Annotated in this window: 14 protein-coding genes; 8 read left to right on the top strand and 6 right to left on the bottom strand. The window is 41.8% G+C overall.

All coding sequences use genetic code 11. The annotated features are described in order from the left end of the window. Positions 1-5 precede the first annotated feature (5 nt). Both AC6H4V_RS09260 and AC6H4V_RS09255 read right to left on the bottom strand, forming a co-directional pair. On the bottom strand, positions 6-1,400 hold the full coding sequence (locus AC6H4V_RS09260; RefSeq protein ID WP_428729125.1) for a chemotaxis protein CheX: 1,395 nt from the start codon (positions 1,398-1,400) through the stop codon (positions 6-8). Next, complete coding sequence (locus tag AC6H4V_RS09255) at positions 1,397-2,224, bottom strand: HDOD domain-containing protein (RefSeq protein ID WP_497606606.1); 828 nt, start codon at positions 2,222-2,224, stop codon at positions 1,397-1,399. Before AC6H4V_RS09255 ends, AC6H4V_RS09260 begins: the two co-directional genes overlap by 4 nt. Before the next feature lie 103 nt (positions 2,225-2,327). On the opposite strand from AC6H4V_RS09255, the gene rpmB reads away from it, so the two are divergent. The 3 genes from rpmB to argJ are packed head-to-tail and all read left to right on the top strand — an operon-like array spanning position 2,328 to position 4,835. Next, a complete protein-coding gene (gene rpmB / locus AC6H4V_RS09250; RefSeq protein ID WP_428729123.1) occupies positions 2,328-2,516 on the top strand; it encodes a 50S ribosomal protein L28 in 189 nt (62 codons plus the stop codon). Positions 2,517-2,527: 11 nt separating this feature from the next. Then, on the top strand, positions 2,528-3,664 hold the full coding sequence (locus AC6H4V_RS09245; RefSeq protein WP_428729122.1) for a potassium channel family protein: 1,137 nt from the start codon (positions 2,528-2,530) through the stop codon (positions 3,662-3,664). Further along, complete coding sequence (gene argJ / locus AC6H4V_RS09240; RefSeq protein ID WP_497606605.1) at positions 3,657-4,835, top strand: bifunctional glutamate N-acetyltransferase/amino-acid acetyltransferase ArgJ; 1,179 nt, start codon at positions 3,657-3,659, stop codon at positions 4,833-4,835. Before AC6H4V_RS09245 ends, argJ begins: the two co-directional genes overlap by 8 nt. A 35-nt stretch (positions 4,836-4,870) precedes the next feature. On the opposite strand, the gene AC6H4V_RS09235 is transcribed toward argJ, so the two are convergent. From AC6H4V_RS09235 to AC6H4V_RS09220, 4 genes are all read right to left on the bottom strand, one after another. Further along, entirely contained in the window at positions 4,871-5,482 is a 612-nt protein-coding gene (locus AC6H4V_RS09235) for a trimeric intracellular cation channel family protein (RefSeq protein ID WP_497606604.1), read from the bottom strand. A 6-nt stretch (positions 5,483-5,488) separates the two neighbouring features. Beyond that, on the bottom strand, positions 5,489-5,995 hold the full coding sequence (locus AC6H4V_RS09230; protein ID WP_497607928.1) for a gamma carbonic anhydrase family protein: 507 nt from the start codon (positions 5,993-5,995) through the stop codon (positions 5,489-5,491). 10 nt (positions 5,996-6,005) lie between these two features. Beyond that, the gene (locus AC6H4V_RS09225) at positions 6,006-8,117 is read right to left on the bottom strand and encodes an RNA degradosome polyphosphate kinase (protein WP_497606603.1); all 2,112 of its coding nucleotides are present in this window, start codon (positions 8,115-8,117) and stop codon (positions 6,006-6,008) included. Positions 8,118-8,210: 93 nt separating this feature from the next. After that, positions 8,211-9,449, bottom strand: coding sequence for an apolipoprotein N-acyltransferase (locus AC6H4V_RS09220; RefSeq protein ID WP_497606602.1), 1,239 nt, complete (start codon positions 9,447-9,449; stop codon positions 8,211-8,213). 103 nt (positions 9,450-9,552) lie between these two features. On the opposite strand from AC6H4V_RS09220, the gene yajC reads away from it, so the two are divergent. From yajC to leuS, 5 genes are all read left to right on the top strand, one after another. Beyond that, positions 9,553-9,819, top strand: a complete 267-nt coding sequence (gene yajC, locus AC6H4V_RS09215; protein ID WP_428729114.1) for a preprotein translocase subunit YajC — start codon at positions 9,553-9,555, stop codon at positions 9,817-9,819. Then, positions 9,809-11,374 carry a protein translocase subunit SecD gene (gene secD, locus AC6H4V_RS09210; protein WP_497606601.1) on the top strand — a complete coding sequence of 522 codons (1,566 nt, stop codon included), beginning with the start codon at positions 9,809-9,811 and terminating at the stop codon, positions 11,372-11,374. Before yajC ends, secD begins: the two co-directional genes overlap by 11 nt. Before the next feature lie 2 nt (positions 11,375-11,376). Then, positions 11,377-12,348, top strand: a complete 972-nt coding sequence (secF, locus tag AC6H4V_RS09205; protein WP_497606600.1) for a protein translocase subunit SecF — start codon at positions 11,377-11,379, stop codon at positions 12,346-12,348. An 80-nt stretch (positions 12,349-12,428) separates the two neighbouring features. Further along, complete coding sequence (locus AC6H4V_RS09200; RefSeq protein ID WP_428729111.1) at positions 12,429-12,767, top strand: DUF6394 family protein; 339 nt, start codon at positions 12,429-12,431, stop codon at positions 12,765-12,767. Between the two features lie 9 nt (positions 12,768-12,776). Next, positions 12,777-15,227: a leucine--tRNA ligase gene (gene leuS, locus AC6H4V_RS09195; protein ID WP_497606599.1), complete on the top strand. Its 2,451-nt coding sequence runs from the start codon at positions 12,777-12,779 to the stop codon at positions 15,225-15,227. Position 15,228 lies beyond the last annotated feature (1 nt).

Raw genomic sequence — 15,228 nt, 5'->3', positions numbered from 1 at the left:
ATCTTTTATCTTGTTAAGAAGAAGAGAAATTTGTCGTCGTTAAAGGAGAGATCGACCTGAACTCCTTTTCTGTTTGCAACAACTTCCATCAAACTCTCTATGTCTTGGTAAGTTCTAGGAAGAGTGATATTTACACTGATACTCTCATCAGCAAGCAATGTTTTTATCCTTCCTCCTACGATATTGACAAGCTCTGCTAATGTGTCTAATACGAGTTCTGCATCATTTGTACTCTCACCGATAAGTAACTCACACGCTTTTTTGGCAATTCCCTCCGGAAAAACCAAAACGACCATTCCATCCATATCCCCATAGTAGCCAATCGAGCTGGCAATTTTTCCATTTGTATCTTCAATGGTTAAATTATGGATACTTGCGCTCTCTTTCATAGCTTTTGCATTGGTCATCATCTCTAGCGTAACAACAGTTGCATCGATAAATTTTGGTAGTTCAGAGACCGTCTCTTTGTTAAGAACTCTTTTGTTTTTGACGTTTGAAGCACTGCTTGCACCAAGTTCTTTGAGAAGTTCTTTGTTCTGTAAGATGTCATCCATCTGCTCATAAAACAAGATTCCCGCATCTTCCATCGTCTCTTTAAATGCAAGGGGCGTTTTGTCAAATTTCATTCCTACAAAACAGATGGTCGCATTGTATTCAGCCCCAGAACTCGCAAGTTTTGAGAAAAAGTTCAGAGCATGTATATTCATGCTGATAACTTTATAGGCATCAAAGATGAAGAGCCGAAAGCCAACATTAAGCGAATTATTATGATACTCGATGTTAAAATTTTCACCTATATCTGCATCTAAAAAAGAGGAGATGGTGTAGATGATGGCATTTCCCGTGACACGTGCAGCAACCTTTTGACCCATCTGCCCTAAAAAAGTCGAATCAACGATATAGTCATAAGCGTTTTTGTTGGCTGCTTTGGTAGTAAACTCCTCAAATGATTGCGCAACGATGGGGTTGTGTCCGCCATCGTGCAGCTCTATCGCCATAGCAGAGCGTTGTGACTTGTCACCGCTGTAAAGCAGAATGTTTTTTCCCAGATTTTTAAAGCTTGGCGAAAATAGGTGGGCGATTTCAAGAGTCTTAAAAAGCGAAAAGTTCAGTTCATCATGAAAAAACTTCTTTATCGCCTCATACTTTTTACGGTCATAGTCGCAAAACCCTACAACCGCTTGGTTTTTTTTGCGAACTTTTACGAAGAGCTTGACAAAGATGTCCAAGCCGTTACGATTGAAAAAAACCACTTTTTTGAGTGAAACCAAAATCATGTCTGCTTTTATGTTTGCTGTGGCTTCTATATCTTCAAGGCTCATAAAAGCGTTAGAGCTGTTTCCATCTAAAAACCCTTGAGGCGAAAAAACCGCTATACCATCTTTGACTACGGCTTTCATGCAATCTCCATTAGTGAAGCAAAATCTTCATAGATATCATTTATATATTCAGGCTGAAAATCAACAAAATCATTAAGTCCCGCCGTTATAAATTCTGGTTGTGAAAGTTCGTAAAAAAGCAAAAGATGCATCCATTTTCCAAAGTTGTCACTCTCTTCGTCCTCTGATGGTTTTACACCTGAGGCTGCTTGAATTATTTGGGCTATCTTTGGGTGCATCTCCCACTTCTGTGCGATTTGCTCGCAAATATCAAAAAGTCCCATGCCACAAAGACGCTTGAGGATGGTGTTGTAGTCAAGCGCTTTTGCGCTTCTAAGCAGAGCAACATCCTCTTTTTTTTGTGCAAAGAGTGCTTCTGTGACGATGATACTCGCAGGTAGGAGCGTTATTGCCGCATAGACATTTGCATCTTTGCAATCAAGATGCTTGAGGATAGTCTCCCATTTTTTTGAAAGATTTGCTTGAAGGTCATGAAAAAGTGTAGTGTTTAGTCTGAAAAGCACCCATTTTTTGGGGTTGAGTAAAGAAATCATATAGTTATAAACACTCTGTTGTGCAAGCGAAACACCCAATATTCCAAAGATTTGCCCGACATCACTCACCTCATTTTTAAAACCATAGATAGGTTTGTTGACGATGCTCTTAAGATAAGATTTGAGTGCTAGGTCGTTTTGTGCCACTTTTGCAGCTTTGTGCAAATCCCCAATACGTAAAAGTGCAATGGTTTCGTTCAAAACCTCTGGAGAGGGAGGAATCTTGCGTATATACGCATCTATATTTTCTCTAGTTATCATCGTTACCACGCATTCGTAAAGTTGTATCATTTTACTCTTATATCAATAAAAGAAAAATTAAACCCTTAAGCAGAAGTTTGGTTTAGGATTGCTATAATTCGCAACTTTAAAACCTAAAAAAAGGAAGCTAACCATGGCAAGAAAATGCGCTATCAGTGGCAAAGGCCCAATGAGCGGGAACAATGTTTCTCACGCAAAAAACAAAACAAAACGTCGTTTCTTACTCAACCTTAGAACTGTCCGCATCACTTTAGATGATGGTACAACTCAAAAGGTTAAAATCTCTGCAAGAGAGTTGCGTACACTTAAGAAAAACTCTTAAGGGTTACGACCTTGAATCTCTTAGAGAAGATTCGAAACTTTCTACACTGGGAGACCTCTCCCAAACCTACTATTACCCTCAACGATGAACTTTACGCACAACTTTTACCTTTTAGAACACCTCTAATCCTTATCCAACTTCTTATGCTCATAGGAACATTAGGATACGTCTATATAGAAAATTACACCATCATGGATGCGATTTTCCAGTCTGGATATACCTTTACCACAGTTGGATTTGGCGCTCTTAATGAGGGGGAGTTTTCCGCCGCAGGGCAGATTTTTACGGTAACGCTTATTATTTTGGGTTTTACTGTTTTTACTATCGCCATTGGTATCGTTGTGGATGTCGTAAACAAAGGGAAGTTATCTAAAATACTTAAGGAGCGAAGAATGCTCTATGCAATAGCGAGGCTGAAGAAGCACTATGTTGTCTGTTATCACAACGACTATACGCTAGAAGTGACAAAGCAGCTAAGGGAAAATCATATCCCTTTTGTTGTTGTTGACCCACGAGAAGAGATCCATGAATGGGCGCAAGAGCATAACTATACGACCTACCTAAAAGCTGAGCCGCACGCGGAGCTCACTATGCTCAAAGCGCATCTCGCTTCCGCAAAGGGGCTTATAACGCTCTCAAGCTCTATGTCGGACAATATCGCTCTTATCGCATCGGTAAGGCTTTTTGAAAAAGAGCATTTTTTGCCTCGTCCCTACTATATCATCTCCTCTGCTGAAACCATCAGTGATGTGGAAAAACTCAAAAAACTTGGGGCAGATACAGTTGTCTCTCCCACAAAACTAACCGCTCAAAGAGTAAGTGCAATGGCGGCACGTCCTGATATGGAGAATCTTTTGGAGGAGTTTTTATATAAAAGCGACAACCCTTTAAACATGGAAGAGATAGAGGTGCCAAAATATAGTTGGGCAGTGCTAAAAAAACTTAGAGAGACCCACATCAGAGAGATAACAAACACTTCTATAGTGGGGATTACAAAAAAAGACGGAAAGTTTTTAGCAATGCCAAAAGGGGATGTTTTGATAACGAGTGAGTGTAAACTGCTTGTGATTGGGACACAAAAAGATATTAGCGTGACAAAAGATTTACTAAGAAAAAGAGATAAACCAAAGGAGCTCAAATTTGTATAATATAATCTATTCAAGCCTCGGAGTGTGCGCGAGTGAAGGTTTTTTTGCTGATGGCATAAGTGCCGGACTCAAAAAAGAGAATGCCAAAGATATGGCGTTTATCTATAGTGACGTGCCATGTGAAGTGGCATCTGTTTTTACGACCAACAAGATGGCGGCAGCCCCTATCAGGTATTTTCGCTCTATGGGTGACGTGCAGTCAAATTTTGTCGTCATCAACTCTAAAAATGCAAATGCGATGACGGGACAAGCGGGGATTGCAGATATCAAGGAGGTTTTGTCACACTGTCCGCAAGGGGTGCAAAACCCTATCATGAGTTCAACGGGTGTTATCGGTGTGCGACTTCCAAAGGCAAAAATCATTGATGGGATGAAGCTTTTTGACCTTACAAAAAGGGACTCAGCAAGCGCATCAAGAGCGATTATGACAACAGATACGTTTGCAAAAGAGATAGCTTTTAAAGTTTCACTGAGTGATGGAAGCAGTTTTAACATCGGAGCAATAGCAAAAGGTGCAGGGATGATAAATCCTGCCATGGCAACGATGCTCTGCTTTATCACTACCGACGCAAAAGCGATGCGAGCAGAGATGCAAGAGATTTTGGATGAGGTAGTTAAAACTACTTTTAACGCTATCAGCGTTGATGGCGACACTTCTACAAACGACACTGTTTTTGTTTTGGCAAACGGCAAAAGTGGCGCTTACGAGAGAGAAGCTTTTAAAGAAGCACTCTTTAAAGTGATGCACTTTTTAGCACTGGAAATGGTGCGAGACGGCGAGGGTGCGACTAAGCTTGTAACATACAAAGTAACGGGCGCGAGAGATGACAAAGAGGCAGAGATAGCTGCAAAAGCACTCTCTGATTCACTTTTGGTAAAAACCGCACTCTTTGGCGAAGACCCAAACTGGGGAAGAATCGCCTCAACCATCGGAGCAAGCGGCATAGAAGCATACGAAGAGAAACTCAAAATCTTATTTGACAATCTCTGTGTTTACGACAGAGGAGAGATTCTCTTTGATGCTGAAATGGAGAAAAAGTGCGCCGTTGTCATGCAACACCAAAAGTTTACTATCTCATGTGATATCGGCGTGGGTGATGGTAGTTTCAAAGCTTACGGATGTGACTTGGGTCATGAATATGTGAAGATAAATGCGGATTATAGGACGTAACTGACGTTACGTCCTATGGGGCACCTCTAAAAACTTTACCCAACCCTCGGCAAATGCCATCCTCTTTTATAAGCCAAAAGTCTTAACGCGATGCTAAATAGTGCGACTGCGAGGATGCTAAACTCATTGATAGCGTCAAAGAAGTGGAGTGTTCCTAAGAGGAGTGCGGCTATGACCGCTATGGATCCGTAAAAGTCGCTGATGAGAACCGATGGGACTTGGTTTATCATGATGTCTCTTGCTACTCCCCCGCCTACTGCTGTGATAAAACTAAGAATAATAATTCCAAAAAAGTTAAATTCGGCATTGATAGCCATAAGTGCGCCTGTGATACTGAATGCTACAAGCCCTATGGTGTCGCTCACTACAAATATCCATCCTCTCTCGATAGAGTCTTTTTTGTAAAGCCTAAGAGCAAAAATCAAAAAAATGGTAAGTGTGAGTGTGAGGGCTGGGTGGAGTGCGGTAAATGCAAAGGGCGGAACACTTAAGATGGCATCTCGTACGATACCGCCACCAAGAGCGGTAAGTGTGGCGGCTATCAAAATACCCAAGATATCAAGCCTGTTTTTGATGGCAACCAAAAAACCGCTTATCGTAAAAGCGGTTATGCCTATGATATCAGCGAAGATAAAGTATTCGGGCATTTGGTATTAGTTTTGGTAGTGGGATTTGAACTCTACATAGCGTGAAGCTGAAGCATAAAGCTCTTTTACCTCTTCATCGCTTAACTCTCTTACGACTTTTGCGGGGCTTCCCATAATGAGCGAGCGAGGTGGGAAGACTTTGTTTTTGGTTACAAGCGCACCGGCTCCGACAATGGACTCTTTGCCTATCACTGCGCCGTCAAGGATGGTAGCACTCATCCCGATAAGACATGCATCTTCGATAGTGCATCCGTGAAGCATAACACGGTGACCGATGGTTACATCACTGCCGATGATGGTCGGGTGTCCATCGCTTCTGTCTGCTTTTTTGTGGTGTGTGACGTGAACCATACTTAAATCCTGTATGCTAACTCTATCGCCGATTGTGATGTAGTGAACATCGCCTCGCACAACCGTTCCAAACCAGATAGAGCAATCTTCGCCGCAAGTGACATCGCCTATGACATCGGCAGAGGGTGCAACCCATGTATTTTTGCCGATTTTTGGGTTCATATCTTTAAAACTATACAGCACTGTTATTTTCCTCGTTAAAGATATTGGACATAATCTGTTCCAACGTTCCCATGCTCTCTTTCGCGGAGGCTTTAGTCACTTTGTTGACATAATCCTCTAAAAGAAGATGGTTGTTTATAGTTTTGATATCGTCATGTTTTACTTTGATGTAAGAGCCATCGCTTTGGAGTTCATGCGCCAAAGAGTTGTCTGCGCACTGAAGTTTGAGTATCTGCACTATCTTCTCTTTTGCTTTTTGGTCTTTGATGGTGGTAAGAAGCTCTATGCGTCTAGTCAAGTTTCGTGGCATCCAGTCCGCACTTGAGATGTAAACTCCTGCCTCGTCATTTTTAAAGTAAAAGGCTCTGGCGTGTTCTAAGTATTTTCCAAGGATGGAGATAACTCTTATATTCTCACTTACCCCTTCAATTCCTGGTTTAAGGCAGCAGATACCGCGCACGATAAGGTCTATTTTGACGCCCGCTTGACTTGCTTTGTAGAGCGCACGGATAACATCTTCATCCACAAGAGAGTTAAGTTTTGCGATAATGCGTCCATCACTCTTTTTACGTGCTTCGTTTTGTATAAGCGATAAAATCTTTGGTTTTATCTGTGATGGCGACATGTAGAGTTCGTTGAGTTTGCCTTTTTTGCTAAAACCTGTCAAGAAGTGGAAAAATCTTGTCATGTCATTTGTTATCTCATCTTTAGAAGTGAGGTAACTCATATCGGTATAGACTTTAGAAGTAGAAGGGTTGTAGTTGCCTGTTCCAAGGTGTGCATACTGCTTGAGTTTGCCATTTTTCTTTTTTGTAATCAAGGTTGCTTTTGCGTGGACTTTAAATCCTTTGATACCGTAGATAACATGCGCACCCGCTTTTTCAAGTGCTTTTGCCCAGATAAGGTTGTTCTCTTCGTCAAATCTCGCCTTTAGCTCAACCATAACGGTCACTTGAATGCCTGCTTCACTTGCTCCCATAAGCGCTTTAACAATAGGAGAATCTTTGCCAGAACGATAAAGTGTCATCTTGATAGAGACGACATCAGGGTCTTTTGCGGCAGTTTGGATAAGCATAACCACAGGGTCAAAACTCTCATAAGGGTGAAAAAGAAGAATGTCTTGCTTCTCTAAGGTAGCAAAAATATTTTCACTATGATCAAGAGGTGGTAATGTTTTTGTCTTAAAAGGCTCTAAGAGCAGATGTGCAAAACGCTTGTTTGAGACGATTTGCCAAAGGCTGGAGAGATTTAAAAAGGTGTGAAAACGGAAGATGTCATCTTGATAAACATTGGTGTGGCGGTTGAAAAAGTTGACTATTTCCTCATCCCCATCACTTCCAACTTCAAGGCGCACCATCGCCCCTTTTCTTCTAAGTTTTAGTCCCTCTTCTAAAATCTCCAAAAAGTCATCTGCTTCCTCTTCCTCTATCTCGATATCCGCATTTCTTGTTACTCTAAAAGATGCGAATTTGATAAGAGAGTACCCAGGGAAAAGGTCTTCTACATGCTCTGCAACAATGCTCTCGATGGGAACATAGATATCATTATCAAGCTCTACAAATCTCTCCAAAACACGAGGAATACGGATAATTCCAAATCTCTCAACAGATGCGTTGTCACTATCTCTAAGTTTGACGATAAGTCCAAAACTAAGGTTGTTTAGATGTGGAAAAGGGTGAGTTGCGTCCACAGCGATAGGGATGATAACAGGGTAGATATTTTCATTAAAGTATCTGTTTAGATAGTGCTTTTGCCCCTGAGAGAGTTCGTGATAATCTTTGACCTTTATCCCCTCATGTTCGAGTTTTTTGAGGATGCTAACCAAACAGTGTTCTGCCACTTGCTGTTCTTGATGGAGGTACTCCCGTATCTCTCGAAGCTGTTGCAGAGGTGTAAGTTTATCTGCGCTTGAGACGACGATGCCTGCAGCAAAAAGCTTTTTAAGCCCCGCGATTCTTATCATATAAAATTCATCTAAGTTGGTTCCATAAATCGCTAAAAACTTGAGCCTCTCCAAAAGCGGAAGAGACTCATCAAGAGCCTGTTTAAGAACCCTTGTGTTGAACTGCAGCCATGAAGTTTCACGGTTGTTATAAAGATCTGGATTTTTGAGATTGAGCATAAAAACTCCGCATAATTATTTTTGCTTATTATAGCAAACAATGGTTACCGTACGGGTACAGAGGGATTTTAAACATAAGCAATTTTTATTTTTTTACTTCACAACCCCGCTTCCTTTCCAGTTTGCGGCATGATAGACTGTTGTGCCGTTTTTTCTGGCGTAAAAACGTATAAGGAGTTTTTGAAGGGTCGGTTCGATGGATGGGTAGAACCACGCGTTATTGCTTGTGGCTAGGACATACTCAACGCCCTCTTCATAAATCTCTTTGCATGTCGCTTCATAGCAGATAGCGTTGCGGAACTTTACGCCTTTGATGATGAAATCTGTGGGTTTGTCGGCTGTCTTAAAGTCCGATGCGCCGCCAAAAAAGAACTCATTTACAAAGCCTTTGGCAAACTCTGGGAGCGGGATATACTCTCCAAATGGGACTAAAATCATCTTTTTTGCTATCTGGTATGCGCCGCCTTCAAACATATACGTAACGTTATAGTGGTGTTCCTCTTCTTTGAGCAGTGTGCCCGCAACGATGGAAATTTCATACGAGAGCTCTTGTAGTTTTCCCAAAACGGCGGGTGCTTTGTTCATGTAAAAGGGAAAAACAGACTCTGGTAAAACAACGACGTCGTAACCATCATCAATCGCCTTGTTAATCTCTCCAAAGATGAGTTGCAGTGTAGGTTGTAAGCTCTCTTGTTGCCATTTTTTTTCTTGTTTTATGTCCGTGGATATGAGTTTTATCTTAAGCGGTGCATCTTTTTGCAGTGGCGGTGTGAAGTCGAGTGTTACCAAAAGAAGTGCGAGCGGAACGTACTTGTAAGGTTTGGGAACATAGGCAACTAAAGAGAGCGAGAGAAGCAGTAGTGCAAAATCAAGTTTTTGGATGCCAATGAAGCTATCGACAAAAAGGAGTTCTGGCTGCATCCAGTTAAAATCCATCGGCTCAAAAAAGGAGAGTCCAAAGAGTAAAACGGCACGAAGAGCGACATCTTTAGTAAGTGCCAAAACACCAAAAAAGAGCATATAGATGAGGGCAAAACCAAATGTGACAAGCGGTGTGAGATAGCCGACACCGTTGTACTCAAAACTGTATCCTATCCAGTAAAACCATAAAAGTCCTATGAAAAATCCCGCAACCAAAACGGCTCTTTTTGGGATATATAAAAGAAGTGCAATGGCGAAAAGTCCAAAGAGTGTGTTGAGAAATTTGAGTGTGATGCCAAAATGTTCAAGATAGAGAAATGCGCTAAAAAGAAGTGCGGCAATAATGCCGCATGTTAAATCAAAGAGTTTTTCATTGTAGTTGCTTCTTATATTTTGTATCTCTTCTCTCATGGCTCTCTGCTTGGTTTTTAAGCCAAATTATAGCACTCTTCAGTCTTTTGTTACTATATTTTTTGTATAATCGCCGCAATTTAATTCAAGGAAACCCAGAATCATGGAAATATTAGGACAACTTTTACCGTTTGTATTTTTAATCGCAATTATGTACTTTGTGATTATTCGCCCGCAACAAAAAGAGGCTAAATCGCGTCAAGAGATGATAGCGGCTCTTAAAAAAGGAGACAAAGTTATCACTACTGGGGGGCTTATCGTTATTGTTAACAAAGTAGAAGAGCAGTTTTTAAATGTAAAAATCAACGAAGAAGTAGTTGTTAAGATAACAAAAGATTCTGTTATCAGAAAGTACGAGGATGAAGCTTAATTATCGCATAGTTATTTTTGCTTTTGCAATAGTTTTTGGTATCTTTTTCTCTCTTCCGTCACTCCTCCAAACGCAAGATGGCAAAAAAATAGCACTTGGTCTTGACCTTCAAGGCGGACTTCATATGCTTCTTGGTGTTAAAACCGAAGAAGCGGTTGCATCACGCATAAAATCTATTGCTGCAAGTATCAAGTATTTTACGGAAAAAAAAGAGATTCTCATTGATGGACTCTCTTTTGATGCAGAACATATCTCTTTTATACTCTTGGACAAAGATGATGTAAAGACGATTCAAACTTTTTTACATGAGATTCAGGGCGCTGTTGTCACTGTTGCAGGGGAGAGTGTCTCTTTAACGCTTACAGGCGAAGAGGTAACAAGAACCAAAGAGCAGGCGATTTCTCAAGCGATTGAGACCATCAGAAACAGACTTGATCAGTTTGGTTTGTCTGAGCCCATCGTAGCACGCCAAGGGGATGAGAAGATTCTTGTACAGCTTGCAGGTATCAAAACTGCCGAAGATGAGCAAAGAGCAAGAGAGCTTATCTCTCGTGCTGCAAAGCTTGAGCTTATGGCTGTAGATGAAGATAGGGCTGCAAGAGTTGGCAATATGAGTGCGAGCGACGCTGCTGCTTATGGCGATGTGATACTAGAAGATGTCACAAACCCAAGCATCAAGCACCTTGTACGTGAGATTCCCGTTCTTGATGGTGGGATGCTAACCGATGCGAGTGTCGGTTTTGACCAAAATAACCGTCCTCTTATTAGCTTTACGCTCAACGCAGAGGGTGCGCAGATATTTGGTGATTTTACTGGTAAAAGTGTCGGAAAACGCCTTGCTGTTGTGCTTGATGGCAAAGTCTATTCTGCTCCTGTTATCAATGAGCGCATCGGTGGGGGAAGCGGACAGATTTCCGGAAACTACACTGTGTTAGAGGCAAAAGATTTGGCAATTGCGCTGCGTTCGGGTTCACTGATGGCGCCTATCTATGTTATGGAGAAGCGTTCTGTGGGTCCTAGCTTGGGAGCCGATAGTATCAAGGCTAGCATGATTGCACTTTTGAGCGGTTTTGGGTTTGTTGTCGTTTTCATGGTTGTTTACTACAGAATGGCGGGAGTTGTTGCAAACATAGCCCTTTTTGCAAATATCTTGCTTATTATAGCGGTTATGAGTCTCTTTGGTGCAACGCTCACACTTCCGGGGATGGCGGGGATAGTCCTTACCATCGGTATGGCGGTGGATGCAAATGTTATCATCTCAGAGCGAATCCGTGAGCTGTTACGTCAGGGTGTCTCTGTGCACAAAGCCATAGAGGATGGCTACTCCAATGCGATGCGTGCGATTTTGGATGCAAACATTACCACACTCATCGCCGCTGTTGTGCTTTACGCTTATGGCACGGGGGCTATCAAAGGATTTGCCATCACTATCAGTATAGGTATTTTGGCTTCCATGCTTACGGCGATTTTGGGAACACACGGGATTTACCAGATGCTTGAAGAGAAGATGAAAAAGAGCAAAAACAACCTTTTATGGTTTGGGATAAAGGGGTAGTTATGGAATTTTTTAGATATGCAAAAACCTTTGGGTTTATGGGCAAATCAAAAGCGGCAATGTTTTTTTCCATCGCTCTTATCTTGGCTTCTTTTGCCGCTGTGGCAATAAAAGGGCTCAATTACGGTGTTGACTTTGCAGGCGGAACGATTGTTCAGGTCAAATACGCTTCTGCAGCTCCCATTGATGCTATGCGTGAAAAACTAAAAGGAAACGAGATTTTTGAGGGTGCTAGCATTACGGAGTTTGGTTCTGCCGATGAGGTGGTTATTCGTATGCGAAGTGCATCAAGCGATGTTGTAGTCGATATCGGCGATCTTACAAGAGAGACGCTCAAAGGCACGGGTGATTTTGAAGTGCGCCGTGTCGATATCGTTGGTCCAAAGGTTGGGAGTGAGCTCAAAGAAAAAGGGATTATGTCTCTTGTTTTGGCGATTGCAGGGATTTTGATATATGTTGCATTTCGCTTTGAGTGGAGATTTGCTCTTGCTTCTGTTTTGGCACTTGTACACGATGTCTCTATAGCGATGGGTGCTATTGCGCTTACGCAAATGGAGGTCAATCTCGATGTTTTAGCTGCACTCCTAACCATCCTTGGATATTCACTCAACGATACTATTATCGTTTTTGACCGTATCCGTGAAGGGATTGTCGGAGGAAAAGGGGTGGAGTTTAGCGAGATTATCGATGACTCCATCACAAACACACTCTCAAGAACGACACTTACATCGCTTACAACTCTTTTTGTTGTTGTTACGCTTTTTGTATGGGGCGGTGAGATTATCCATGCGTTTGCATTTACTCTTTTAGTAGGTATCACGATTGGAACATACTCCTCTATCTTTGTCGCTTCTCCAATGCTTCTTCTTTTAGGGTTTGATGTCAAACAGTATCATATCAACCTTGCCGAAAAAGCAAGACGAGAGGCAGAAAAAGAGAAGATGAGAAACCAGTTTGAATCAGGAGTGATGTAAGAGGAGGGTGCTTACGCCTTCTCAGTTGCTCCTTAAGATAGTTTTTGTATAATCCCCACAATTAATTTTAAGGACTTAATATGGATTGGGGCAAAGTAGTTTATGTTTTTTTTGCATTGATGAGTTTAACATCGATTGCAGGTTTCTTGTATGAGCACAGCTCTGCAGCGCTTTTTCTTGCGGGTAGCTTAAATCTAGTTTCTACATTTTTAAAAATTGGTGTGAGAAATCTGCTCTCTGCTGAACTTTTAGCCTCTTCACTTGTCGCAGACTTGCATCTTATCCCCGCATTTATCTATCTTGAAGTTGTCGGTAACTTAGAGTGGGCTATCGCTTTGGCTATCGGTGCGCTTATAGCAAATCTTTTCTCTGTAGGTCTTATCTATATAGAGAGTTCAAAAAATCGTGATGAGTATTAGGAGTTAGTGTTGGAGTATAGTTCAAAAGAGTTAGAGAAAAAGTGGCAAGAGTATTGGGCGCAAAAGAGAAGTTTTGAGCCGAGTGAAGATTTTACAAAAGATAAAAAATATATCCTTAGCATGTTTCCCTTTCCAAGCGGACGGCTTCATATGGGACATGTCAGAAACTACACCATAAGTGATGCGTTTGCCAGATACTACCGCCAACAGGGTTTCAATGTCCTTCACCCTATCGGTTTTGACAGTTTTGGAATGCCTGCCGAAAATGCGGCTATCAAAAACGGCTCACACCCAAAAACATGGACTTACAGCAACATAGACTACATGAAAGGCGAGTTTAAATCGCTAGGATTTTCATTTTCCAAAGAGCGTGAACTTGCAACAAGTGATGAACTCTACACGAAGTTTGAGCAGGGCTTTATCATCGATATGTATGAAAAAGGGCTGCTTTATCGCAAAAAAGGGTTTTTAAACTGGTGTCCTAGTTGTCACACCGTTTTGGCAAATGAGCAGGTAATTGAGGGGAGTTGCTGGAGATGCGATACTCAAGTAGTTAAAAAAGATATGAATCAGTACTACTTCAAAATCACGCACTATGCGGATGAACTGTTGGCAGACCTTAAAAAACTAGAGGGTGGCTGGCCAAAACAGGTTCTCACGATGCAGGAGAACTGGATAGGCAAGTCGTACGGTTTGGAGTTTAAGTTCTCATTTGACGCTGCTTCACATGAGAGACTAAGCGGTAACTTTGATGGTTTTGAAGTCTTTACAACCCGTCCCGACACCATCTATGGTGTGAGCTATGCGGCACTTGCACCTGAGCATGAGATAGTCTCCTATATGATTCAAAACTCTCTTTTAGACGATAACACAAGAGAGCAGATAGAGTCTATGAAAAATGCCTCTTCCATAGATAGACAAAAAGAGAAGAGCGGTGTTACTCTGAACTTGAACGTTGTGCATCCTTTGACAAAAAAGAGCGTTCCTGTTTGGGTGGCGAATTTTGTTCTAATGGACTATGGAAGCGGTGCAGTTATGGCTGTTCCTGCACATGATGAGCGGGATTTTGAGTTTGCAAAAAAGTACGATTTGCCTATAAATGCGGTTATAAAACCTTTTGGCGGTGAGGCTGATGGTTCAAAAGCGTTTACCGAGGCGGGGGAGCTTTTTGCTTCAGAGCATTTTAACGGACTAAATTCCAAAGAGGCGCAGGCGAAAATCATAGCGCATTTTGAAGCTCTTGGCATCGGCACAAAAAAGACAAACTTTAAACTCAAAGATTGGGGAGTGAGTCGTCAGAGATATTGGGGTGCTCCTATCCCGTTTGTTCACTGTGACGATTGTGGGCTTGTTATGGAGAAAAAAGAGAACCTCCCCATCGCACTTCCTGAAGATATAGTCATCACCGGAGAGGGAAATCCGCTTGACAAACATCCGACTTGGAAGCACTGCAAATGTCCATCTTGCGGTAAAGATGCTTTGCGTGAAACAGATACGATGGATACCTTTGTCGAGTCTAGCTGGTACTTTTTACGCTTTTGCGCATCTCCTAAAAACTGGGAAGATGAGGCATTTTCGGCAGAGCAAATCAAATACTGGATGTCGGTGGATCACTACATTGGCGGTATAGAACATGCGATTTTACATCTTCTGTATGCAAGATTTTTCACAAAAGTGTTCCGTGATTTGGGGTATGTAAGTTTTGATGAACCGTTTGATAGGCTTCTTACTCAAGGGATGGTTTTAAAAGATGGTGCGAAGATGAGCAAATCTAAAGGCAACACGGTTGACCCAGATGCTATTATCGAGAAATACGGTGCAGATACGGCTAGACTTTTCATACTTTTTGCCGCACCTCCGACGCAAGAGCTGGAGTGGAACGACAGTGCTGTTGATGGGGCATACAGATTTATCAAGCGATTTTATGAGAGAAGTGCGAATGTACTAAAGTCGGAGACGATTCCTCAGATAAATCATAGTGCATTGTGCAAAGAAGAGAAGTTTGCTAGAAAAAAAGTGTATGAAGCACTTGTGCGTGCACAAGATGTTTACAATGAAAAATATACTTTTAACACCATGATAGCAGGCGTAATGGAGGCGATGAACGCTCTTAATACTCAAAGCAACGCCGCTGTATGGAGTGAAGCATACTGGATACTTACTTCCATCATGGAGCCTGTTATTCCACATGTTTGCCAAGAGATAAGCAGTAACTATTTTTCTCTTAAAAACCTCACTTCCCAGAGAGTTTTAGAAGAGGTTTTTGTGCAAGAGAGTATCACTTTGGGTATCTCCATAAACGGAAAAGCAAGAGCGGAGATAGAAGTCTCTCCTGATGCGCCAAATGATGAGATAATCATAATGGCAAAAGAGAGTGCCGCAAAATGGCTTGAGGGCAAAACTATAGTCAAAGAGATAGTTGTTCCTAAAAAATTAGTAAATCTCGTTATCAAGGATTAAT

Source organism: Sulfurimonas lacustris (assembly GCF_059705355.1).
The sequence above is the reverse complement of the archived record's forward strand: the minus strand, read 5'-3'. Positions and strand labels throughout refer to the sequence as shown.